This is a genomic window from Clostridium sp., from assembly GCF_047718555.1.
GTDB lineage: Bacteria > Bacillota > Clostridia > Clostridiales > Clostridiaceae > Clostridium_I.
Window position 1 is genome coordinate 60679 of the sequence record NZ_JBDNRK010000003.1, and the last position, 25278, is coordinate 85956.

Below are 25278 nucleotides of genomic sequence, written 5' to 3' on the forward strand. Positions count from 1 at the left end.
TTTTATTTAGTGAAAAAGGGTGAATTTTTATGGATATTAATAAAATTTTTGATATGGAAAGAGAAATTAAAGGAAGAACAATCCATTTAGACCATTTTCCAAAGAAAAATACAGCAATAGTTATAGTCGATATGGTGAAGGGCTTTGTAAATAAGGGTATACTTTCTTCACCGAGGATTATCTCTATTATAGATACCATTGTCAATTTAAACGAAATAAGTAATGGATATAAAAAGATATTTTTTCTAGATGAACATGAAGAAAATTCTGCTGAACTTACTACTTACGCAAAACATTGTATAAAGGGAACAGAAGAAAGTGAACTCATAGATGAATTAAATACAGACGCTATATTCAATAAAAATACAACTATGATTTCTAAAAATAGTACTAATGGATTTCATGCACCGGCTTTTAAAGTATGGCTTGAAAAGAATGAAGATATTATAGAAAACTATATAGTAATTGGGTGTGAAGCTGACATATGTGTAAGTCATTTTGCTACTACCCTTAAGACTTATTTTAATGAAAAAAATCTCAACAAGAGAATAATTGTGCCTATAAATGGGGTTGAAACCTTTGATTTTGGAACTCATGATGGAGATTTGATGAAAATTATTTCACTATGGGAAATGAAAGCAAATGGAATTGAAATTGTAGATAAGATATTATAAGAACCATTAATAAATATAATACCAATTGTAAATCAGCTATTTGAATAGAAAATTAAAACTTCCCAAGTTTCTAAAGAGCATTATAGCAGCAATTAAATAGAAAATAAATTAATTGGAGATTACTTTATGAAAAATAAAGATAAAAATAAAATAAAATTAACTAATGAGAAAAGAGAAGAGATGATTTCTGCAATAAAAGCTTATTTTTTTAATGAAAGAGAGGAAGAAATGGGTGATTTAGCCGCAAGTCTTATTTTAAATTTTATTATAGAAGAATTAGCTCAAGAATTTTATAATCAAGGAGTTTATGATTCCTACAAATACATGAATGACAGAATTGATGATTTATTATCAATTCAAAAATATTAACGTTGTTTTAATCCAGTAAATAAATTCAGAAGGACTAAAATATGATACATTATTCTAAAATAACAGATTATAATAACTATTATACTAATATCATTTTATAATAAATATATAATAGAATTTTATTAGTATATATGTTATTATATAAATAACATACGAATATCGTAATAAACGTATAACGTATATTATTTATTGAGAACTAAATTTTTCAATAAAAATAATAATATGTACTTTTAACAATATAATTTATAGGAGGAGATATTATTTGGACCAAAATACTTTATTGCATAAACTGATAGAAATATTAGAGTACAAAAATCTTTACCAGTTTGAAACATCTAATATTCAACCGCAGGACATGTATATTTTAGAAAGGATATATTTTAGAAAGAAATTAAAGGTTAAGGATATATCAAAGGAATACAACATACCAGCTTCAACGGCTACAGGCATTATAGATAGATTAGAGGATAAAAGGTATATTAAAAGAACTAGAGATAATGCAGATAGAAGAATTGTAGAACTTATTATAACTGAAGAGGGGTGTCAGGTAATACAGGATCATATCAATCAGGATAAAATATTTGCTGAAAATTTATTTAGTACATTGGAAGAAAATAAAAAAATAGTATTTAAACAGCTGCTGTCTGAATTGATTGATAATGTAAATAAAGAAGAGTTGTTTAAACAAAATCAATAATTAAAGAAGGTGCTCATATTGTCTTTAGTAGATTTTCAAAATGTGACATATGTTAATGATAATAAAATTATATTAAAAAATATATCAGTAAATGTTGATTCAGGAGATTTTATTTCTGTAGTAGGACCTTCAGGCAGCGGAAAAAGTACATTTTTAAAATTGTGTGCTCAGCTAATAAGTCCTACAGAAGGAGATATAGTTTATAAGAATAAATCCTATATGGAATATAGTCCCGTAGAGTGGAGAAAAAGTATAGGATACTGCTTTCAAAATCCTTATCTCTTTGGAGACACTGTAATGGATAATTTAAAATTTCCATATTCAATAAGAAGTAAAAAAATAGATCTAAAAAGGGTGGAAGAACTTTTTGCAATTTTTAACATTAAAAGCGATTGTCTAGATAATAAGGTAAAGAATCTTTCAGGAGGAGAAAAACAAAGAATAGCACTTATTAGAACTTTATTATTTAAACCAGAAATTCTTCTGTTAGATGAAGTCACTTCAGCTCTTGATGTGGACAACACTTTGATTGTGGAAAAAGTAATACAGTCTTTAAATGAGGAAGGTATTACAATTTTATGGATAACACATAATCCTGTACAAAGTAAGAAATATTCAAATAAAGTAATATCCATGGAAAATGGTGAAATAATGTCTTTGGAGGTTTTAAAATGAATAACGGAGCAGATATTAACATTTCTTCAATGCTAGTTTCGTCTCTACTTGTATTGATTTCTCTTTTTTTTGCCTATTTTCAAAAACTAAAGTTAGAAAAAGAAATAATTATAAGTGTAATTAGAGCTGTAATTCAGCTGGTTGCTGTTGGCTATTTACTTAACTACATATTTGGTTTTAAAAGTCCTATTTTTACTACGTTTTTATTGGTTTTTATGACATTTAATGCTGCTTATAATGCGGCGAAAAGGGGCAAAGGAGTAAAAAATGGAGTACTCATAGCCTTTATTTCAATATCTGTAGGAACCATTAGTACTCTAGTAATTCTTGTGCTTTCAGGAGTTATAAAATATGAGGCCTACCAGATAATACCTATAGGCGGAATGATTATAAGCAATGCAATGGTAGCTTTGGGATTGTCTTTTAAACAGATGAGTTCATCTTTTAAAAATAAACGTGAAGAGGTGGAGACAAAACTTTCACTAGGGGCAGATGTTTTACCATCATCTATAGAAATAATAAGAGATTCTGTTAAAACTGGAATGCTTCCCACAATCGACTCCACAAAGACATTAGGAATTGTATCTCTACCGGGTATGATGACCGGACTGATTTTGGCTGGTACTTCACCAGTTAATGCTATTAAATATCAAATAATAGTTGCCTTCATGCTTCTTTCTACTACAGCTATATCCTCATTTATAGCCTGTTATATGTGTTATAAGAATTTTTTTAATAAACGAAAACAACTAATTTAGGAAAAAATTATATATTCTTTATATATTTACAAATTCATAACTTGACAATAGGAATTATTTATCATAGTATATAAATTGATAAATACGTATTGGTTTAGTAGGGTGATTTTAGATGAATTTACAGGATATGGATCGCTTTAGCTTGATTAAACAAATTGAAGAGCTAAAAAAAGAAAATGAAAAGTTGAAAAGAGAAAATGAAAAATTAATAAAAAGTCTTGAGAATAATGCCGTTGATTTTAATATAAAAGCTAAAGAGGCAATACAGAGGAAAAAGGAAGAAAAAATTGAGAGATATAAGCAGAAAATTTCTGAAATAGTTAAGAAAAGAAAAGATATAAATACTAAAGAGCTTATAAATGTGTTAGAAATAAATAATAAAACTTTTTATAATTTAAAGTTGAATGATTTTTTTAATGATGGAGCAGGTATATAAAAATATTAAGGCATATGAAAATAAATAATAAGTCAAAGATGCGACGGATATTTTGAATCATACAAGGAAACAGGTTCCGAAGATAGTGAGCTATCTGAGGGTTCTGTTGACGCAGTAGGATTCAAAATAGACTAGCATACTGACTAGTTATTTATTTGAATGTGCCTTAAAGTTAAGATGAGGAATGTTGATAGTTATTAAAGTTTAAATTCAGCATTCCTCATTTTTGGTTAGATAAAAAATCAAAATTGATATTACAAAGTGTATGTATTAGGAGGTGCATATGTGAACATTATTTTTAGATTTTCTCTAAAAAGTATTAAAGAAAAAAAGTTTAGGACCTTTCTTATTTTATTCGCAATTGCTGTATCATCAGCATTATTTTTTGCTTCCAGTGCCATATCTGGTACCATAGAAAAAATTTATGTAAATAAATTGAGCAGTTCCTATGGTAATTCAAATGTTATAATTCATTCTGGAGACAAATCACCTTCCAAATATTTTTATATGAATAAGATACAAAAAGAAAACGATAAGATAGATTATGCTATTGGATCAATTAGTGAAATAGGTTTATATAAAATTAATAAAGATGAAACAGTCAGCTTTAATTTACGTGGCTTTAATTTTAATGAATTACAATTGATGAATCCCATTTCTTTTATGGAGAGCAGCAATGATAAGAATTTTAGCGGGAAAAAAATCATAATAAGTAAATTTACATCACAAAAATATAATAAGAATGTGGGAGATTCAATTGAACTGGAAATAAATGGCGCAAAATATAAGTTTACAGTGTGGAGAATAGCTGGTCAAACAGGATTCTTTTCTAATGATGGAAAATCTGTATCTGGTATAGTTCCTTTGGAAGCTTTAAATTCTATAATGAGTGTTAAGGGTATGGTATCTGTTGTATATATAAAATCCAAGGATTCAATTAAAAAGGAAGAAATTATTCAGGATTTAAAGCCTGTATATAAAGATTATGAAGTTGAGAGTGCTATAAATGATGATGATTTAAAGCAGCAAGTAAGCAGTTTTACCACACCATTTATGATGATGACTATTGTAGTGCTCTGTATGAGTATGTTTATAACTTATACAGCCTTTAAGGTAATTGCTATGGAAAAATTACCGGCAATAGGAACCTTCAGGAGTATAGGTGCCACCAAAAGAATGACGGATCTAATATTAATTATAGAAAGCTTATGTTATGGTGTGATTGGTGGAATAATAGGCTGCGGCTTAGGTATAGGAATATTATATATAATGACCTGGATTACTACACCGGATTGGATGAAAGGCAATTCAATACAAATCCATTTTTCAATTTTACAGCTTTTAATTGCATTTGTTTTAGCCGTTTTTATTTCATTTATCAGTGCAATACTGCCTATAATCATGATATCAAAACTTCCAGTTAAGGATATTGTATTAAATGAAGTCGAAAAAGAAAATAAAAAAAATAAACTTTGGAAATTAATTTTAGGTATTATATTATTAGGTATTTCTTTTGGGCTTCCTAATATAGCACCAAAAAGTTTTGCACTGTACATAGATGGACTTTGTATGGTACTAGCTGTTTCTTCCGTTGTAGTTCTGGTACCATTTATAACTAATATATTTATTAAAATTTTTGAAAAGGTATATATTTTTACTTTTGGAAATGAGGGTGTATTAGCAGCTAAAAATTTGAGGGAAAACAAGAGCCTTTTAAATAATATTTCACTTTTAGCTATAGGAATATCTGCATTACTTATGATAAATACCGTGAGCTATAGTGTAGGAGTAGAGGTTCTAGATGCTTACGCAAAATTTAATGTAGATATTGAAATGTGGGGTAATATGCTGGATAAAAATACGGAGAGGCTGGTTCAAAATGTAGATGGAGTTAGTGATACTTATGGAGTCTATAGTTCTAGTGTAAAAGTTGCTGATTCAAATAGAACCATTGATTCTGTGGAAGGTGTGGCTACAAATAAGTATCTGCAATTTTATGATCAAAGATTGGGAGACAATCCAGATGAGATTTTTCAAAAGCTAAATGAAGATAGAAATATATTGTTAACAGATTCACTACTTTCAAGATTGGGCTTAAAGATAGGAGATTATATTGCCTTGGAAATGGGAAAAAATGAGAAGCAATATAAGATAATTGGAGCATTCAATTCAGTAATGTATAATGGAAACTATGCACTTGTAGGAGAAAAATATATAAAGAATGATATGGGAATTAAATATTATTCCGCAATATATGTAAAGACAAATAAGAATCCACAGATTGTATTAGATAATATTAAAAATAAGCTGCAGACTATAAGATTATCTCTTATGACAAAAGAGGAGATGGAAACTGAAAATAGAAAAAGCAATGAGCAAATGTTTAATGTCCTCAATGCTTTTTCTATAATGGCATTGGTAATAGGTATATTTGGTGTATTGAATAACCTTCTCATTAGCTTTATGGAGAGAAAAAGATTCCTGGCAATATTTCGTTCCGTAGGTATGAGTAAATTACAGACTATTAAAGTGATATTTATAGAATCATTAAGTGGAGGTATTGTGGGAGGAACGGTAGGCATTTTTGCGGGAAGTCTAATGATTAAAATTGTACCTAAAGTCAGTGAAGCTATGAATCTTCCACTTGAAATAAATTATTTATGGACTTTATTTGTTTATGCTTTTATAGGTGGAATAATTATTAATGTGGCAGCATCCATAATACCAGCTTTTAAATCTTCTAAACTGAATATTATTGAGGCTATTAAATATGAATAAATGTGTGTAAAAATTATAATTAGTATTTAAGTTAATAATAAAGAATTTTGTGAAATTATACTTTATTAACAATTAAAGGGCAAGCAATTGGTAAACAGAATTCTTAGCATCAGGTGGAGTTTTTTATTCCAACTGATGATTAGGAGTCGTTATCCAGGGATGTAGCCACTCTTTATTCCAACTTCGAAGAATATGGGAATATTAGAGTGGGTAGTCATCGGATAAATGTTTAAAATTGCTTGCCTACTTACAGAATTAAAAATCCTTTTACAATTTTTATTGGTAATAGTTTTCCTCAAATATTTTTTTTATTTCAGATAAATCTTTAGTAAATCCAAGAGCTACTATCAGCTTTATTCTGGCTTTTTGTCCATTAAGATTATCGCCTAGTATTACACCTCTTTTAGTGAGATCTCTTCCCGCACCTTCATAACCATAGTTGTCATAAACTTTTCCAGATATGCATCTGGAAACTAGAACAACAGGTATATTTTTATTTAGAGCATACTGAACGCCGGAAACCATATCAGGAGGAATATTTCCTCTACCCATACCTTCTAGGATAATACCTTTTGTTCCAGAGTCTACACAGAATTTTAGAATACTATCGTTCATGCCACAAGCACATTTTATAAGATCTACTCTGGTTTCAACTTCTGTTGATGGTATATATTGGCGCTTTGCGTAGTTTAGATAAAAATAAGGTTTACTGTTGTCTATAAATCCTATAGGACCAAAATCCAAGCTCTTGAAGGTATCTAAAGATGATGTATTTGTTTTTGTTACCTGAGAAGCGCAGTGAATTTCACCATTCATTACTACTAACACTCCTCTATTTTTTGAATCTTCACATATAGCAGTATGAACAGCATTTATGAGATTCAAGGGACCATCCCATTCAAGTTCTGAACTATTTCGCATAGAACCTAAAAAGATTACAGGCTTTGAACTATTGTAGGTAAGATCTACAAAATAAGCAGTTTCTTCTAGAGAATCTGTTCCATGAGTAACCACGATACCATCATAATCCTTAGATTTATCTCTTATTATTTTTAACAATTCCAGCATTTTTTCTGGTGTCATATGTGGACTGGGTACAGTGCCGAAATCCATACAATGAATATTGGCTATGCTTTCTATTCCTGGCGTTAGATTCAATATATCTTCACTACATAGCGATGGTACAGCTGCATTAGTGTTTTTATCTGTTTTCATTGATATTGTGCCACCAGTAAATATAATAATAATGTTTTTCATTTTTAATGCTCCTTGTATATAATTATTAAATAGAATTTATGAGTATAATTGTTATTAATATCTATTCGGACAAGCTATTTAAACTATTCCTATTTTAACATAATCTTTTGCTGAGGTATATGTGAAAAATAATTTAATATGAAATGTAAATGTTTTAATTTTATAAATTTAATAAAAAATACAATGAATATGCCAGCGTGATTAATAAATTGATAATAGTGTCCATTATTGCACAAAAAGCAGCAGAACATTGTAAACGTTTTTCGAATATGCACGTTTATATGATAAATTATTAACTTTGTAAAAATAAACTTAAATAAGCAATAAAATAATAATTATTTAATCAAAAATTAACAAAATAATGTTTTTTTAATTACAAATGTGGTATTATAGAATAAAGAAAAAAATATTTAACTGTTATATAACGGGATAAAATATTAATTGATAAATTTAAAGATAGTTGGTGGAATATTATGAATAAAGTAGAACAAGCCATAGGAAAATTTAGCAGAGGGGTTAATTGCGCTCAAAGTGTATTGTTAACCTATTGTAATGAATTGAATTTAGATATGGATTCACTTTTAAAACTTGGTAATGGTTTAGAAAACGTATTATGCGGGGATGAAGTTTGTGGAGCTGTAACTGGTGCAATGATGGTTTTGGATCTTAAATATGGAACCAATGAAATTGAGAATAAGCTATCAAAGGAAAAAGCACAGCAAATGATAGAGATTTTTAGTGAAAAATTTAAAAATATGAATTGTTCAATGCTATGTAAGGATCTAATTGGATGTAACTTAAAGCAAAAAGGTATGATAGGTTATGCTAGAGAAAAGGGCGTATTTAAAGATGTGTGTCCCAAGCTAATAAAAGATGCCATTAATATTATAGAAGAACTTCAGTGTAGTGTACAAGAGGTAGTTTAATAATGAAGGAAAGAAAAGTTATATTTCACATTGATGAATTAAATAAATGGAAATTACTTTTAGGAAATATTAATAATTTGATAAATGCTCTTCAAAATGAAATTTATAATATCGAAGTAGTAGCTAATGCAGAAGCTGTAAAATTATATGATTTTAATAATAATTTTTCTTCTGAAGAGTTCCATGTTATGGAGGATTTAAGCCATAAAAAGGTTAAATTTGTAGCTTGTAATAATGCATTAAAGAGTTATGGTATACAAAGAGAAAATCTAATGGCGTTTGTTCTGGTAGTACCAGCAGGTATTTTAGAACTTATAGATAAGCAAAAAGAAGGATATGCATATATTAAGCCTTAGACTTCATAATATTAGTACCTTTATATTATTTTCACGTCTATTTTAAATTAGGATGATCTTATGATATTAAAATTTATTTATGCAGGAAAAGAGATAGAGTTTGAAGTGGTGTTTAGTAAGCGAAAAACTATGGAGATATCCATAGCACCTTCCAGAGAAATTAAAGTACGGGCACCTTTGGGGATTCCAAAAGCTGTAATAAGAGAACGAGTAATGGAAAAAGCACCTTGGATTGTTAAAAAGCTCTATCAGTTTAGAAATGTTAAGAATGAACCTTTAATTAGGGAATTTATTAATGGTGAAGTGGTTATGTATTTGGGAGTAGATTATCAGCTGCAGATAGACATAAAATCTCATATTAATAAAGCTAAAGTTAATTTACTTAATGATAAAATTGTAGTTACTATCAATAATGAAAATAAAGAAAATATAAGAAAAACTATGGAATTATGGTATAGAGAAAAGGTAAAGGAAGAAATAGATAAAAGAATAAATTTTTATCAAAAATTTTTTATTATGACTCCATCTGAAGTTAAGGTAAAAGAACAAAAGAAAAGATGGGGGAGTTGTACTTATAAAGATGCTCTACTGTTTAACTGGCGCTGTGTTATGGCAAAATCAGAGGTGCTTGATTACATAGTTGTTCATGAAATGTGTCATATGGTTCACAAAAATCACTCTAAGGAGTACTGGAAATTAGTAGCTTTTATTTTACCGGACTATAGACAAAGAGAACAGTGGCTTAAAAATAACGGATATAAATTCTTCATAATTGCTCCATAATTTAATTTTATAATTTAATTATAGAAAATTAAAAGGAGGAGGATATTATGTTTGGTTGTGGTTACGGTTATGGTAATGGATTCATAGGCTGGGGAGGCCCATATCTTATAATATTTATGATAATACGACTTCTAATAATTATAGGAATAGTTGTTGCGGCAGTAAAATTATTTAAGGGCTATTTTAAGGTGAATAGCAATGCAATTAAAACTCTTGATAACATGTATGCTAAAGGAGAAATTACCGAAGAAGAATATAAAAAGAGAAAAGAATTTATCAAAAATAACTAGAGATCACTCTCTAGTTATTTTTGATATAATAATCCTATGAAGTAACGAATTGCGTATTGAGGTGTTTGAAAAATGAATGATACTATTAATATACTTGTAGTTGATGATGAATATACAATACTAGAAGTAATTAAAGCTTATTTAGAAAAGGATAATTTTAAAGTATATACAGCTGCTGATGGTGAAGAAGCAATTGAAATTTTTAAAAAGGAGAATATTAAACTCATTGTATTGGATTTAATGCTTCCCAAAATTTCTGGAGAAGAAGTTTGTAGGAGGATAAGAACAATATCTGATGTTCCCATTATTATGCTTACTGCTAAAATAGAGGAAGATGATAAAATTGAAGGTTTAGCAATGGGAGCAGATGATTACCTTACAAAACCTTTTAGTGTAAGAGAGCTTGTGGGAAGAATAAGAGCGCTTCTTAGAAGAGCTTATAGAGATGATAATCCACTTGCAGATTATCTTGTATTTAATGATGGTGATTTGGAAATAGATGTGAGAAAAATGAAAGTTAAAAAGAAAAGTAAAGAAATAGATATTACTCCCTATGAATTCAAAGTATTGGTGGCACTACTTACGAATCCTGGCCAGGTGTTTACAAGAGAGCAGTTAGTTAAAAAAGCCTTTGGAATTGAATATGAAGGATTTGATAGAACTGTGGACAGCTATATAAAGAATGTAAGACATAAAATTGAAGATGATGCAAAGAATCCTAAATATATAAGTACGGTTTATGGAGTAGGCTATAAATTTACAGGCTCAAAGTCTTAATAATATCTTAGTTGATATAGGAGGTCATGGTGGTGAAAATAACACTTGGTAAAAAATTATCTTTAGGTTTTTTAATTGCTCTTATTGGCTCTTTAGTTATTACTAGTATTATTTCAAATTTAAGAATTTCTAATGAATTTAGTAAATATTTAGTAGATGAACATAATACAAAGATAAATGAAATAGTTAAATTTATCGAAGATTCCTATAATAAAGATAATGGGTTTTCAAGTGATAGCCAGGAAACAATGGTCAGAAATTCAAATATGAATGAATTATATATTGAAGTAAGAGATAATTCAGGTAATATTATATTTTCTTCTGGGAATTCATATATGCAGCATAAAAATATGATGAATTCAATGATGGGCGGAGGAAAAAGCAGTATGATGGGGGGGTTATCCAATATTAATTCTGGAGAATACAAAGAAGAAAAACATGAACTGAATAAGGATAATAGTGTAGTTGGGACAATAATCATTGGCTATTATGGCAGTTCTTATTTTTCTTCCAATTCATTAACCTTTATAAATAATCTTAATCAATCTTTTATAATATCTTTTTTTATAACACTAATTTTTGGATTATTAATAAGTTTCCTTTTATCAAGGCAGATTGCATCTCCACTTGAAAAGATAACTAAGGTTGCTTCTGACATGAGGAGAGGGAATCTATCAGTTCGTTCTAATATAAAATCCAATACGAAGGAAATAGAAGAATTGGCTTCTTCAATAAACTATCTTGCAGAAACATTACAGAATCAAGAGGAGCTTAGGAAAAGACTCACTTCTGATATGGCTCATGAAATAAGGACTCCACTTACTACATTAAAAACTCATGTGGAAGCTTTGATTGACGGCATATGGGAACCATCAAAAGAAAGGTTTCAAGTATTTTATGAAGAATTAGATAGACTTTCAAAATTAGTAAATAATCTTAGAAATATATCAAAACTTGAGCAAGCAGGTATAACCCTGAATAAAAGTAAATTTAATTTATCTTCTGAAATTATAAATATTGTAGATACTTTTAAACCTATATTTATGAGGAAAAACTGTTTGATTATCACTGAAATTACAGAAAACATAATTGTATATATGGATAAAGATAATTTAAAACAAATATTGCACAATCTTCTTTCAAATGCAAATAACTATCTTGAAATTAATGGTAGAGTAAAAGTAGCTTTATTTCAAAAAAAAGACCATATTATAATAGAGGTAGAAGACAATGGCATAGGCATTTCTGAAAAAGATTTACCATATATATTTGAGAGATTCTATAGAAGTGATATATCAAGAGCTAAAAATACCGGTGGATCAGGACTTGGACTTACCATAACTAAAAGTTTAGTAGAAGCTAATGGAGGAAAAATTCAGGTTGAAAGTAAAATGGGGGAAGGTACTATATTTAGAGTAAAATTTCCTAAAATTATATGTGTGTAATATTAATTTGCCTAAATTTTATCCCTAACTTGACATAGGGGTATTTCAAAATTATATAGATAAATCAAATTGTTTTATCTAGTTATAACAAATAACACCTGAATTAATTAGTATGAACGTTAATTCAAGTGTTATTTGTTACTATACAACCATTTTTATTTATACTGTGTATGATTTCTTTCAAATTCATTAGCACAATTTTTACTACAAAAATAATATGTGGTACCATTTATTTCTCTTGAGATGGCATCTTTCTTTGATACATTCATACAGCACACAGGATCTTTAGCAGTATCTATACTTATATTTGTTGAATTTTCTATATATCCACCATTGTGTTCATTAGGTTTTTGGTGATCCATGTGTTCGTTTCCACAGCACCCACCATCATGAGAATCATTGTGCTCGTTGTGACTTCCATGTCCACCGCCACAGCAGCCTCCGCCGCGAAACATCATGTATGCCATTACTGCTATAATTAAAATATACCACCAGTTATCTGTTAAGAATTTCATCACAAACGCCTCTTCTCAATATTAAAGCATATTAAAATTTGCTTATATTTTTATTATTTGTATACAGTATAGAATAGAATTATGTAGATAGAATGAAGAAATGTACTGACAAGTAAATGCAACGTATTATGGAAGTATATTATAAATTCTTCATAATTTCTTTATAAAAATAATATATAATTCGTTTAAAGACCGATTATTAGATAATAAATAATATTATTTATGGAGGGGTTAACTTGAATAAAAAAGGAAATATATTGATTATAGTCGTGATTGCTGCTATAACGATTACAGGTTATTATTTAATTTTGAGTTTTAGAAATAATAACTATAACAAAAATAAATCAGATCAGACTGGGGCTATGATGAATAGTAATATGGAAGAGCAACAAGACCCTATGAATTCAAGTAGTGCAAATAAAGGCGGTTTGAAGCAAAGCACAATGCTGCCAATACCAAAAGTTTTGGAAGATACGAATCCTGACCCTAATGTAGCAGACTTTACATTAAATGCTCAGGAAGGAACTACTTCTTTTTTTAATGGAAAAGAAACAAATACCTATGGGTATAATGGAAATTATCTAGGACCAGTTATTCGTGTAAATAGAGGAGAAGAAGTAAACATCAATGTAAATAATAAATTGAAGGAATCAACTACTGTGCATTGGCATGGATTAAATGTTAATGGAGACATAGATGGTGGACCTCATCAGCCAATTGCAGCTGGTAGCCAATGGAATGTTAAGTTTAATGTTGATCAACCAGCTGCAACTTTATGGTTTCATCCTCATGTGGATAAGAAAACAAGTATACAGGTATACAAAGGGTTAGCAGGGCTTATATATGTAGATGATGAAGTGTCCAATAAATTAAATATACCTAAAGATTATGGAGTAAATGACATTCCTCTAGTCATTCAAGATAAGACCTTTGATGACAATGGAAATATATTTTATTCTCAAAGAAAGTCAGTGGACGGTGCTCTGGGAGATACTATTTTAGTAAATGGAGCAGTACAACCATATTTAGATGTAAAGAAAATAAAGATGAGATTTAGGATTGTAAATGGATCTAATGCCAGAGTTTATAATTTACAACTAAGTAATGGTGGAGATTTTACGCAAATTGCATCAGATGGTGGGTTTTTAGCAGCTCCAGTTAAATTAAATAAATTAGAATTAGGCCCAGGAGAAAGGGCAGAGATTATAGTGGATTTTTCTAAATACAAGGATGGAAGTACAGTAACATTATCTGGTGGTAAATTTGATATAATGACTTTTAATGTAAAAGGCGACGGGAATGATAATACAATTATTCCTGAAAAGTTAACTGAAATCGAAAAACTTTCACAGGAATCTGTGTCTGCAACAAGAAAGCTTGATCTTCAGGGCATGGGAAATATGGTTGCAATCAATGGCAAGAAATTTGATATGAATAGGACTGATGCAAGAGTAAAGCTTAATGATACTGAAATATGGGAAATCAATAATATTGAAGATATGATGGGTAGTATGAATCATCCCTTACACATTCATGGAGTTCAATTTCAAATACTATCACGTAATGGAAAGCAACCTCCCGAAAGTGAGAGAGGATGGAAAGACACAGTATTAATTCATTCAGGAGAAAAAGTTCGTATTATAATGAAATTCACTAAAAAAGGAGTCTTCATGTATCACTGTCATATTTTAGAGCATGAAGATGGAGGAATGATGGGTCAGTTTGAAGTACAATAATAAAAATTAATGAAGTATATCTCTATTTATATAAAAAGTTAGTATATCAAGTATCACAAATTAGATATACTAACTTTTTTATGTGAAAAAATAATGTAAGAAAAAATAACTGGAACAAAAGTAGATAACCAAAATCTTCGATTTTGTGCGAATCACTTTCACAGAGTGCAGGTAGATAGAGTAGATTTAAATTATATTACTAGATATATTAAGAAAAGGTTATATTAGTAACAGATATTATAACAAAAAAGTATATAAAACTTTGTTGTTTGAGAATTCTAATTAATATTTAATTGTTTTCTAATTTAATTTTAATTTTGATAAGAGATAATTACTAGGAAGATAAGTAATCTATATTATACAAAAATATTACTAAAAGTAGCTTATTCTTATAAATCAGAGATTGAATAACAAGGGGCACAGAAGGAGGAGTGGATAAATAGTAATAGAATTTCCATAAGATAAAAGAATATTGTAAAAAATCAAGAGATTAAATGAAGAAAGGAATACAGAAATGAATATGAAAATTTTTCGATTAATAAATAATTTAGCAAACAAAGATATGTTACTGGATAAAATAATGATATTTTTTTCAAAAAATGGGATTTACATGTTTGCGGGAATACTTGTGCTATTATTTTTATTAGGTATTTTTAAAAAGGATAAAAAAATTCGTTGTGCAGCTGTTAATACAGCTTTATTTACAAGTATTAATTTAGTATTAGCTTATTTTATTGGAATTTTATATTATACTGATAGACCATTTGTTAATAATAAAGTTAATTTACTTTATCCTCATGTTAAGGATGCATCCTTCCCAAGTGACCATGCTACTGCAACAATGAGCATTTCATTAGGTATAAACAAATATAATAAAGTTCTTGGAATAATATTAGGATTTTTATCAATTATAATAGGATTTTCAAGGATATATGTGGGTCACCACTCTCCTTTTGATATAGTCGGTTCATATATAATAGTATTTATTATGAGTTACATATATCATGCTAAATTAAGCAATAAAATTAACAAAATATATGATAAAATTGAAAGTGTGATTGCAGCTAAGTTAGAATTCACTTCGCTATATAAATAGGCATAATAATATTTAATTAATATGCTCTGTTTTAATAATTATTAATCAGTTTTAATCTTCAAGTTATCAGTATTAGATTAACAAAATCTGTCAATGATTTAGAGAGTTACCTATGCTGAAAGGAAGTATTATTATGAAAAAAAGTAAAATCAATATATTTTTAATTATAGGTATAATAGTGTTGATATTAGGATTTATCGGAGGTACCATCAATAATTTCAGGATACAGGAAAATTATACTGAGATACCTCTAAATTTTTCTTCATCAAATTCTGTATCTTCTTATGATTGGAATGGTACAAATGTGACTATAAAGGGCGGATTTGTTAAAGGAAAAGTGGTGGAAAACAAAGCAGAAAATCTAATCCTTAGAAGTCTTTCTCCAACACCGCAAATAAGAATTAGAGGAAATCCAAAAACCTCCGGAACTTATCTAATTAGATTAGAAAACATAAATCCAATAGACACGACTTTCTCAAACTTGGATAAAGACGCAATGAAGATATCAGATCCACATACATTGTTGTTGAGTATTAATTTAAAGCCAGGTGAAAACAAAATTATAGATGTTTCTCCCAAAGATAATACTCAAGGATTTGAATTTGTAATGCTTGGTGATAATAGAGATGGTTATGATACATTTTCAAATATAATTGATCAAATAAATGCTATAAATCCAGTTTTTACAGTTGATGATGGTGATTTAGTGTATGGGGGAGAGCCACATAAGTACAGGTTATTTAATGAGACAGTTTCAAAATTCAAGGGTCCACTTTACACTACACTTGGAAATCATGATATTAGAGAAAATGGAAGGCCCACCTATACAAAGCTATTTGGTCCACCCTATTATTCTTTTGAATACAAGAATGCACATTTTGTATTCTTAGATAGCTCACGGGGGTGGGCAGAAAAAACAGCAATTCCTGAAGAACAATATGTATGGCTGGAAAATGATCTTAAGAATGCCCAAGGAAAGATGATATTTGTTTTTACACATGTACCACCCAGAGATCCAAGATCGGCAAAAAAACCTAACAATATACCTAATGTTTCAGAGGACGAAAAACCGGGGTTGATCGAGCGATTAGCCAATAATTATAGTGAATATAAGAGTTTAAATCATGGTTTCCCGGATAGTAACGAAGCAACGAGATTTGAAAACTTAATGACTAAATATAAGGTAAACACTGTTTTTGCTTCACATATACATAGCTATCTTAGTTATGCTAAGAATGATGTCAGATATGTAATAAGTGGGGGAGCAGGTGCTGAACTGCTGACTACTGACAGTTATTATCATTACTTGAGGGTAAAAGTAACGGATAAGGATACTTATCTTGAAGCTGTAGAGTTGCCATCTCCCACAAATAGAATTCAAGATAGGTATATTGCTGCAGTCCAGCTGTTTGCACGGGCAATTTATAAAGAATATAAGACATCTGTGTTAGGCATTGCCATTATTACAATCATCGTATTATTGTGGTTATTATGGAATAGTTGTAATAAATGGAAAAAATACATTTTGCTGTGGGCTAAACTTCTAGTTGATATATTTAATTTTTCGGTAGAAAAGTATAGGGAACTGAAAAAGAAGTATATTGATAAGATTTAGAGGGTTAGTAATTAAGAGTCTATAATCTTTAACTTGAATTTTTTTTGTAACGAATATTACATTGTGATAAGATTTATTATGTAGAGAACATTATATAGGTGAGAAAAGTGGCATTAAAAAATGATTGGTAATAAATTATAATCTTCCTACAAATAATATTTAATTTATAAATTTGGGGGGAATAGATGTGGAGGCTAATAATGAGAAGCATAGAAATGTCTTGGGACTGGAAAAAAATATATTTTTTTCGGGTATAACCAGCTTTTTAACTGATACAACGACAAAAATGATATACGCTATTATGCCACTTTTTTTAATGTCCATAGGTGCATCAAAGACAGAAGTGTCTCTTATTGAAGGAATTGCAGAAAGTACAGCATCGGTTATAAAAGCTTTGTCAGGCTGGTGGAGTGATAAAATTGGGAAAAACAAACCTTTTATGGTCATTGGCTATGCATTTACAGCTATTTTATCACCATTATTTTCAATAGTAACTTCGCCTTTACAAGTTCTAATAATCAGATTTAGTGAAAGACTTGGAAAGGGAATAAGAACAGCACCTAGAGACAGTCTTATAGCTGGATCATCAGGTGAGAACACTAAAGGTAGAAGCTTTGGATTCCATAAGGCTATGGATAACAGTGGAGCCATAGTGGGACCACTTTTGGCTTTTGCGGTCTTATCAATGTTTCATGGAGATTACCGTAAGGTATTCCTACTTTCAGCAATACCGGGTTTTTTAGGAGTTGTAGCTGTAGTTTTCTTTGTTAAGGAGGGTAAAAAGAGCAAAGCCAAACTTCCTGAGAAAATTGCTTTTAAGGATTTTTCAATTAAATATTATGTATTTCTAGGAATTGCTTTCATATTTACTCTGGGTAATTCAACTGATGCACTGCTATTGATAAAGGCTAATGACATCGGTATACAGGCATTGTTTATACCTCTTATATATTTGATATTCAACTCAGTTTCTGTAGTTTTGGCTGTTCCTGCTGGTATACTTTCTGATAGGGTCGGTCGGGAAAAACTTATTATTTTTGGATATTTACTATATTCCATAATATACTTTGGTTTCGGATGGACAAACAATAAAGTTGTAGTAATTCTACTTTTTGCATTATACGGACTTTACAGTGCAACAACGGATGGTGTGCAAAAGGCACTGGTTTCTGATCTCATAAATAAGGACAAGATGGGTACTGGACTTGGAATATATAATTCAATTATTGGCATCACATTACTTCCTGCTAGTGTTATAGCTGGCGTGCTATATGATAAGGTGAATTATAGTGCTTCTTTTTACTTTGGTTCAACAATGGCATTAATTGCTACAATATTAATGCTTGGATTTTATAAAAAAAGAATTATAGTGTGTTAAATATAGTTAAAAGATAGTTCAACATTTTCGTATATTCTGAATTTTATGGGGGATAGAAATGAATGTAAATGAAATAAGAAATACAAAAATATTAATATATGGTTCAGGAGCAATTGGAAGTATTTTTGGAGGTAAATTAGCTCTTGCAGGTGTTCATATTACTATGTTAGCAAGAGGGAATCGTTTTGAAGAACTAAAAAATGAAGGCATAATACTAAAAAATGCAATCAACGGAAAAGTGGAAAAGATAAAAGTTCCTATTATTCATACTCTTAAAGAAAATGATATATATGATTATATTATTATTGTAGTGCAAAATACACAGATAGATAGCATATTACCAATATTATCAAAAAATAAAAGTTCAAATATGGTTTTTGTAGTAAATAACCCTTGTGGTTATCAAAAGTATATTGATTCAGTTGGGTATGATAGGGTAATGATAGGTTTTCCCTCTGCGGGTGGAGAAAGAAAAGATGGAATTGTTTCATATTTTATTGGCAAAGGACCAGCCAAATTATTTCAAGCTACAACCTTTGGTGAAGTAAATGGTAAAAAAACGGAGAGACTTAAAAAATTGTTGCAAGTTTTCAAAAGTGCAGGATTTTCACCGAGCCAAAACAACAATATGATGGATTGGCAAAAAACTCATGTTGCAGTTATAGTCCCAATAGGCAAAGCATTATACAAGTTTAATTCAAATAACTATGAGTTAGCTAAATCACCTGAAACACTTAAAAAAATGATACTGTCAATTAGAGAGTGTTTTACGCTATTAAAGAAAAAAGAAGTTAAAATTACGCCCGCGAAATTAAACTTTTTTTATCTACCTTGCTTTATATTAGTTCCAATTTTTTCAATAGGAATGAATACCAAAATTGCTGAATTTGCTATGTCAAAACATACAATAGTAGCAAAAGATGAAATGGAGGTATTGGAAAAACTCTTTATAGAGATGTTAGGTGAAACAGAAGAGAATATGCATTATCTTAATTCTTTAAATTTATAATAACTTCGCCTATTTTATTATTGTTCATCAATTAAAAAGGCAATCATGCCTTTTTTCTTTGCATTTATATAAGTATAGAATACCATATTATAACAGTGAAAAGGTAATTTACCATTTATAAGGAATATACTATATATGTATAATATAATAGTATATTCCTTATAATGATGATAAATCTATTGGTACTTATTTACCCATTGTTCATTATCAATACTTTTTTGGATTGTGTATTGATAATAGAATTTACCACAGGTTTTGTACCATAGTGTATAGAAGCTATACCCCCAGAAAGAGATTTGTAATTAGTATCATTGAAGCCCACGGATTCGAAGGCATACTTAAGTTCAGCTTTTGACATAAACTTGTTTACAGAATCTCTAAGATAAGAATATGCATTTTTACTGCCAGTGCCTAAATATCCAATAATGGGAAGCATATAATTAAAATATAATCCATATAGCTGTTTAAATACAGGTATTTGTGGAGTTGATAGTTCTAAGCAGATTGCTTTTCCGCCTGGTTTTAGCACTCTGTAGATTTCAGATAGTGCTTTTGTTTTATTAGGAATGTTTCTTAATCCAAAGGCAATAGTTACACAATCAAAGCTGCAATCTTTAAAGGGAAGTGCTTGCACATCACCTTTAAGCAATTTAAATTTATAATTATTAATACTCTTATTAAGACGCTTATAGCCTACGGCAAGCATAGCTTCATTGAAATCTAAACCTGTAACTTCAGTGTCTTTACCAACTTTTTTGCAGGTATAATATATCATTTTACCGGTACCGCAGCATAAATCTAAAACTTTACTATTTTCATTTATATTTGAAATATTTATAGCTTTTTTTCTCCAGAGACTATCAATATTAAGAGTTAGTACTGTATTCAACATATCATATTTTTCAGCAATAGATGAAAAAATATTTTGAACATTTGATTTTTCACTGGCCATATTATAACCTCCTTTTATATTAATGGGAATAAAACAAATATTGCAAGATCCCAAAGTGCATGGGATATAATTAAGAGAGACCATACTATCATCATTTGTCTAATAACTAAGAGCTATACATCCCAAAGTACAATGTATGTGTCCTTAGATTTTGATGAGAGATATGGTCTTAAATAAAATTTTAATATTTAGATTTTGATAGTTTAAATTACATACGCATTTCCATTGGAAGAGCAAATAATATAAGATTTACAACTGCTAAAAACACTAATAATATTGTATAAACAACTGTGGTTTTTATGGAATTTTTGTTTCCATAAGTATGCTTTGCAATTTTATACACAGTATATACGGAACCTAAAGCTCCAATAACAATTAATATATATTGTAGGGCTTGTATGGTTTCATTATCTAATAGAGCTGTTGATCCATGCATGTTTACTCCAAAAAGTTCTACAAAGGTGAAAATTACAGATTTACCTTCTGCTAGTAAATGAAATAAATTATGAGCTATATGAGCTGCTAAATCTAATGGTATAATGGCGTATCCAAATCTAGCAAAATTTTGTTTGACTGAATCTCCATTAAATTTCTTTGCAATTAATCCTGTTACAGAAAGTAGAATAATAGGAATTAGCATTGCAACAATAAAAGTTACAGTAAAGGTTACATAATAGCTTGTAGTTCCAGTTGTACGTTCAAGCCAACTTAATATATCTTTCCATATAGTTAGCATAGTAATATTTTGAACAAATACAATACCCATAATTACAACAGCGAGAAATGATTCTGCAAGCTTAGGCTTACGAATAAACCATAATTCTTTAGTAGGTACACGTGGGTACATTTTGATAGAATCATTAGGACAATTTTTTACACAATTACCACAAAAGTTACATTCTGCATTGGTTTCCATGGTTCTTGGGAACTCAAACATTGGACATCCATCAGCCTTTTCACTACCTTTATAGCAGGCAAGTACTTTACATTTAGCACATTTTTCTGGAGTTGCTCTTAGTTCCATCATGCCAACTCTTGTATAGTTACTAGATACACCACCAAGGAAGCATAGATATCTACACCAGGTTCTGCGTTCAAAGAATGCACCTGAAAAAATAACTCCAGCGGTAATAAGTAGTAGTACAACTGCTGAACCACGAGGGGATTCAACAACGCCCCAAATATGGTCGCTCCAGGTTATCATTATAAACATTGCATCTATAATCCATATTCCATATTTTCTTAAGAATTTAGGAACTGGACGATTATTGCCAACAAACTTTTGTACAAGATCATTTATAAGTCCAAAGGGACATATAGCACACCAAAACCTACCAAGAAGAAATAACATGATTGGAAGTAAAGGCCACCATAGTACCCATGTGCCAGCTGTACCAAAGTTATCGTGAGCAACAGATGGACCAACTAATAATTCATAGACAATAAAAGCAAAAACTATTAAAACTGGCCATTGGAATATACCAGGATACCATTTACTCTGTATAAATTTTTTAAACATTTTATTTTTAAGTAAATTTACATTAGATGAAGAATTGGAATTTTGTTTACCTTTATTATCTTCATATTTTTCTTTTTCTTCCATAAGAATTATTTCCTCGCTTTCTATGCTGCCGAAGTTTTTTTCTTATTTTTAGATATTACAGCAATAATAATAATTAAAACAACAACTCCTAAAAATGCACCTATGATAATCCAATTAGGACCAGCGTTAGCTACTTTTACATCAAAATCAGCCATTTTTTCCTGATTTGCTACTGTAAAATCTGTTTTAATTGTCCAATTACCTTTATCAGAGAAATTTACGTTCCCTGTATATTCTCCCTTTTCATGTCCTGCTTTAAAGTCAATAGCTCCAGGTTTAGAATTATCCATATTCATATTACCCATATTGTTGCTTGGCATAGCGGCAGTTACTTTAACATTTGCATTTTCCAACGGTTGTCCTTTCTCATCATAAAGTCTAATTGTTAACTCATTATCGCCGGTTTTCACTGTATCACTGCTTAAAACTAAGTCTGCCTTTAGTCCATCTACATTTTTCTCAATTTTAGTTCCACCACTAGCCGCCAATGCTGTTGTGGATAATGTAAGTGTAAAAAGTAAGCCTAACACTAAATTTTTAATTAATTTTTTTCTCATATAGTAAAATTCCTCCTAAATATATAATTAAATAAAATTCCGCTAAGATTTTAACTGGTGACCTTTTTATTAAATATTTCTTGCTACACCTCTTTCTATATAATTTGTCAATTTAGCTATATTGAACCGAATGGCTTAAGTATATAAATTTCATATGAAGATATTATGAAGATAAAAAATAAAATTATCAAAATAAGTGAAAGATTTTGTAAATACTTTTTCTTTTCTTAGTTTAAGTCTTCATAAAATTCACATATTAATTTGATAAAATAATTTAGAAATATATAATAAACTTAGTAAGTATAATTTTACTTAGTATAAAAGTATGAATTTAGCTGTAATATTTAAGCTTGTATATAAGTCTGGAGGGAATACTTTGCAGAGTATTAGAAGAAGATTAGGTATAATAATTATTTGTTGTTCAATTATTGCTGTTATTCTATCAGCACTGTTTGTTAACTTTACACTTAACAGCACCTTTGATAAATATATGGTAAACATTCAGAATCAAAGAAATAATAGGATTGTGGATTATTTTAAACAAATATATATAAGAGATAAAAAATGGACTGCAAATTCTGGGGAAGAAATGATGCACGAAGCTTATATGAGCAACTATTGTTTAACTCTTTTAGATGCCAATAAAAATGTAGTTTGGGGAATGAATCCAAATGATATAAGAGAAAGATCTCATTTAATGATGCAAAAAATTAATAATAACAGTGGAGTTTATACATCAAATTCCTTTGAAATTAAATCTGATGGAAAAGTTGTAGGCTATGTGGAAATTGGTCAGTATTCTCCAATTTTGTTATCGCAGCAGGATATAAATTTTAAAATATCAATAAACAGAGGCATTATTATTAGTGTTTTAATAACAATTTTTATAGCTGTTATAATCAGTATAATTATATCGAAGCAATTTTCTGCACCTATTAAAGCGGTTTCAGATACATCTGTTAAACTTTCCAATGGAGACTATGATTCTACTGTAAATATAAAGAGTAATATAAGAGAACTAAATAATCTGACTGAAAGTATAAATACATTAGGTAAGAGATTGAAAGAGCAGGATCAGCTAAGAAAGAGATTGGTTTCTGATATTTCTCATGAAATAAGAACTCCATTAAATGTTCTTCAAAATAATTTAGAAGCAATGATTGATGGGATATTTCCTGTGAATGAGGAACGCTTGAATTATTTGAATGAAGAAGTAATAAGATTTGGAAAAATGTTAAATAATTTAAATATATTAAAAGAATTTGATGAAGAAAAATTAAATCTTAATATGACAACTGTATTTTTAGATGAACTTGTATCTTCTGTAAGTAATGAGTTTTCTATTGATCTTAAAAACAAAAATATTAAATTTAATTTGAATATTGATAAAGATAAGGATTTTCAAATAGTGGGAGATGAAGATAAGATAAAACAGGTTTTTATAAATTTATTAAGTAATGCCATTAAATTTACTCAGGCTGGAGGAAATGTGTGGGTTAATCTGGATGTAAACAAAGATAAGGTTATAGCTAAAGTTAAAGACGATGGTATGGGTATAAAAAAGGAAGATTTACCTTATATTTTTGAAAGATTATATAGAGGAGATAAGAGTCGACATGAAATAGAAGGAAGTGGTATAGGGCTAACTATTGTAAAAAGAATACTTACTCTTCATTCTGCCACTATTAATGTTGAAAGTGTTGCTGGTATAGGAACATCGTTTACATTATATTTTAATAAGAAGATGTCTTAATATGTCGTTAAAATATTAAGAATAATTATCAAAGGTTTTACCTTTTAAATGAAAATTAAAAAAACAGATAAAAAGTGTACTTATAATCTTGATAATCAGTAATAATCTATATATTTAGAAAATAAGGAGAATAGGGATGAATAATATTTTAATAATTGAGGATGAAATAAATGTATCAGAGGTAATTAAAGCCTATCTTGAAAGAGAAGGATATAAAGTATATTGCACAACTAAAGGATATGATGGACTTAACCTATTCAATAAAATAGATTTTCAGTTGATTATATTAGATTTGATGCTTCCAGATATTGATGGGGAAGAGGTTTGTAAGTTTATAAGGAAAACATCAGATGTGCATATATTCATGCTTACTGCAAAGGTAGAATTAAGTGACAAAATTCAAGGACTTAATATTGGAGCTGATGAATATCTCACTAAACCACTAAGTCCAAGAGAATTGACAGCAAGGGTAAATGCTTTGTTTAGAAGGGTAGATTCTAATAAGACAACAATGCTTTCATATGATAATAGAAAACTTAAGATTGACAAAGAAAAGAGAACTGTTCTATTAAAAGGAGAAGATATAATTTTGACTCCAAATGAATTTGATCTTTTGTATACTCTTGCTTCAAATGAAGGTAAAGTTTTATCACGAGAACAGCTCATTCAAAATGTATATGGTATTGATTTTGAAGGATATGATAGAACTGTAGATGTCCATATTAAAAATCTAAGGAAAAAAATAGAAGATAACAGTAAAGCGCCTAAATATATAATCACTGTTGTTAAAGTAGGTTATAAATTTGGCGGCGAAAGAGATAAGGCATCTGAAAATAAATAATA

25 protein-coding genes are annotated in these 25278 nt (G+C 29.3%); 20 read left to right on the plus strand and 5 right to left on the minus strand.

The window, feature by feature from the left end:
* Nucleotides 1-29: 29 nt before the first annotated feature.
* The 7 genes from ABF633_RS01960 to ABF633_RS01990 all read left to right on the plus strand — a co-directional run bounded on the left by ABF633_RS01960 (nucleotide 30) and on the right by ABF633_RS01990 (nucleotide 6387).
* Nucleotides 30-674 carry an isochorismatase family protein gene (locus ABF633_RS01960; RefSeq protein ID WP_415521486.1) on the plus strand — a complete coding sequence of 215 codons (645 nt, stop codon included), beginning with the start codon at nucleotides 30-32 and terminating at the stop codon, nucleotides 672-674.
* Nucleotides 675-800: 126 nt separating this feature from the next.
* A complete protein-coding gene (locus ABF633_RS01965) occupies nucleotides 801-1043 on the plus strand; it encodes a DUF2164 domain-containing protein (protein WP_415521488.1) in 243 nt (80 codons plus the stop codon).
* 262 nt (nucleotides 1044-1305) lie between these two features.
* On the plus strand, nucleotides 1306-1740 hold the full coding sequence (locus tag ABF633_RS01970; protein ID WP_415521490.1) for a MarR family winged helix-turn-helix transcriptional regulator: 435 nt from the start codon (nucleotides 1306-1308) through the stop codon (nucleotides 1738-1740).
* Between the two features lie 18 nt (nucleotides 1741-1758).
* A complete protein-coding gene (locus tag ABF633_RS01975; RefSeq protein ID WP_415521492.1) occupies nucleotides 1759-2415 on the plus strand; it encodes an ATP-binding cassette domain-containing protein in 657 nt (218 codons plus the stop codon).
* A complete protein-coding gene (locus ABF633_RS01980; protein ID WP_415521494.1) occupies nucleotides 2412-3173 on the plus strand; it encodes an ABC transporter permease in 762 nt (253 codons plus the stop codon). The genes ABF633_RS01975 and ABF633_RS01980 overlap by 4 nt, the downstream gene beginning before the upstream one ends.
* A 112-nt stretch (nucleotides 3174-3285) precedes the next feature.
* Nucleotides 3286-3609 carry a hypothetical protein gene (locus tag ABF633_RS01985; protein WP_415521496.1) on the plus strand — a complete coding sequence of 108 codons (324 nt, stop codon included), beginning with the start codon at nucleotides 3286-3288 and terminating at the stop codon, nucleotides 3607-3609.
* Between the two features lie 285 nt (nucleotides 3610-3894).
* Nucleotides 3895-6387, plus strand: coding sequence for an ABC transporter permease (locus ABF633_RS01990; RefSeq protein WP_415521498.1), 2493 nt, complete (start codon nucleotides 3895-3897; stop codon nucleotides 6385-6387).
* 276 nt (nucleotides 6388-6663) lie between these two features.
* On the opposite strand, the gene ABF633_RS01995 is transcribed toward ABF633_RS01990, so the two are convergent.
* Nucleotides 6664-7644 carry an asparaginase gene (locus ABF633_RS01995; protein WP_415521500.1) on the minus strand — a complete coding sequence of 327 codons (981 nt, stop codon included), beginning with the start codon at nucleotides 7642-7644 and terminating at the stop codon, nucleotides 6664-6666.
* A gap of 473 nt (nucleotides 7645-8117) precedes the next feature.
* Between ABF633_RS01995 and ABF633_RS02000 the strand changes: the two genes are divergently transcribed.
* From ABF633_RS02000 to ABF633_RS02025, 6 genes are all read left to right on the plus strand, one after another.
* Nucleotides 8118-8570, plus strand: coding sequence for a C-GCAxxG-C-C family protein (locus ABF633_RS02000; RefSeq protein WP_415521502.1), 453 nt, complete (start codon nucleotides 8118-8120; stop codon nucleotides 8568-8570).
* Between the two features lie 2 nt (nucleotides 8571-8572).
* Nucleotides 8573-8926, plus strand: coding sequence for a DsrE family protein (locus ABF633_RS02005; protein ID WP_415521504.1), 354 nt, complete (start codon nucleotides 8573-8575; stop codon nucleotides 8924-8926).
* Between the two features lie 60 nt (nucleotides 8927-8986).
* Nucleotides 8987-9709 (plus strand): M48 family metallopeptidase, encoded by a 723-nt coding sequence (locus tag ABF633_RS02010; RefSeq protein WP_415521506.1) that lies wholly within the window; start codon nucleotides 8987-8989, stop codon nucleotides 9707-9709.
* Nucleotides 9710-9756: 47 nt separating this feature from the next.
* Nucleotides 9757-9999, plus strand: a complete 243-nt coding sequence (locus tag ABF633_RS02015; protein WP_415521508.1) for an SHOCT domain-containing protein — start codon at nucleotides 9757-9759, stop codon at nucleotides 9997-9999.
* 72 nt (nucleotides 10000-10071) lie between these two features.
* A complete protein-coding gene (locus tag ABF633_RS02020; RefSeq protein ID WP_415521510.1) occupies nucleotides 10072-10776 on the plus strand; it encodes a response regulator in 705 nt (234 codons plus the stop codon).
* Between the two features lie 32 nt (nucleotides 10777-10808).
* Nucleotides 10809-12221, plus strand: a complete 1413-nt coding sequence (locus ABF633_RS02025) for an ATP-binding protein (protein ID WP_415521511.1) — start codon at nucleotides 10809-10811, stop codon at nucleotides 12219-12221.
* 155 nt (nucleotides 12222-12376) lie between these two features.
* Here ABF633_RS02025 and ABF633_RS02030 read toward each other — a convergent pair whose 3' ends face one another.
* Nucleotides 12377-12736 (minus strand): YHS domain-containing protein, encoded by a 360-nt coding sequence (locus ABF633_RS02030; protein WP_415521513.1) that lies wholly within the window; start codon nucleotides 12734-12736, stop codon nucleotides 12377-12379.
* Between the two features lie 236 nt (nucleotides 12737-12972).
* On the opposite strand from ABF633_RS02030, the gene ABF633_RS02035 reads away from it, so the two are divergent.
* The 5 genes from ABF633_RS02035 (at nucleotide 12973) to ABF633_RS02055 (ending at nucleotide 19570) form a co-directional block, all read left to right on the plus strand.
* A complete protein-coding gene (locus tag ABF633_RS02035) occupies nucleotides 12973-14472 on the plus strand; it encodes a multicopper oxidase family protein (RefSeq protein WP_415521515.1) in 1500 nt (499 codons plus the stop codon).
* A gap of 514 nt (nucleotides 14473-14986) precedes the next feature.
* Nucleotides 14987-15568: a phosphatase PAP2 family protein gene (locus ABF633_RS02040; protein ID WP_415521517.1), complete on the plus strand. Its 582-nt coding sequence runs from the start codon at nucleotides 14987-14989 to the stop codon at nucleotides 15566-15568.
* Between the two features lie 133 nt (nucleotides 15569-15701).
* The gene (locus ABF633_RS02045) at nucleotides 15702-17183 is read left to right on the plus strand and encodes a metallophosphoesterase family protein (RefSeq protein WP_415521519.1); all 1482 of its coding nucleotides are present in this window, start codon (nucleotides 15702-15704) and stop codon (nucleotides 17181-17183) included.
* A gap of 187 nt (nucleotides 17184-17370) precedes the next feature.
* Nucleotides 17371-18561 (plus strand): MFS transporter, encoded by a 1191-nt coding sequence (locus tag ABF633_RS02050; protein WP_415521521.1) that lies wholly within the window; start codon nucleotides 17371-17373, stop codon nucleotides 18559-18561.
* Between the two features lie 58 nt (nucleotides 18562-18619).
* Nucleotides 18620-19570 (plus strand): ketopantoate reductase family protein, encoded by a 951-nt coding sequence (locus tag ABF633_RS02055; RefSeq protein WP_415521523.1) that lies wholly within the window; start codon nucleotides 18620-18622, stop codon nucleotides 19568-19570.
* Between the two features lie 190 nt (nucleotides 19571-19760).
* Here ABF633_RS02055 and ubiE read toward each other — a convergent pair whose 3' ends face one another.
* From ubiE to ABF633_RS02070, 3 genes are all read right to left on the minus strand, one after another.
* Nucleotides 19761-20522 carry a bifunctional demethylmenaquinone methyltransferase/2-methoxy-6-polyprenyl-1,4-benzoquinol methylase UbiE gene (ubiE, locus tag ABF633_RS02060; RefSeq protein ID WP_415521525.1) on the minus strand — a complete coding sequence of 254 codons (762 nt, stop codon included), beginning with the start codon at nucleotides 20520-20522 and terminating at the stop codon, nucleotides 19761-19763.
* Between the two features lie 208 nt (nucleotides 20523-20730).
* Entirely contained in the window at nucleotides 20731-22125 is a 1395-nt protein-coding gene (locus ABF633_RS02065; RefSeq protein WP_415521527.1) for a 4Fe-4S binding protein, read from the minus strand.
* A 20-nt stretch (nucleotides 22126-22145) separates the two neighbouring features.
* Complete coding sequence (locus ABF633_RS02070) at nucleotides 22146-22682, minus strand: FixH family protein (protein ID WP_415521529.1); 537 nt, start codon at nucleotides 22680-22682, stop codon at nucleotides 22146-22148.
* 376 nt (nucleotides 22683-23058) lie between these two features.
* Here ABF633_RS02070 and ABF633_RS02075 point away from each other — a divergent pair, with 376 nt between their 5' ends.
* A complete protein-coding gene (locus tag ABF633_RS02075; protein ID WP_415521531.1) occupies nucleotides 23059-24435 on the plus strand; it encodes an ATP-binding protein in 1377 nt (458 codons plus the stop codon).
* Nucleotides 24436-24571: 136 nt separating this feature from the next.
* Complete coding sequence (locus tag ABF633_RS02080) at nucleotides 24572-25276, plus strand: response regulator transcription factor (protein WP_415521532.1); 705 nt, start codon at nucleotides 24572-24574, stop codon at nucleotides 25274-25276.
* Nucleotides 25277-25278 lie beyond the last annotated feature (2 nt).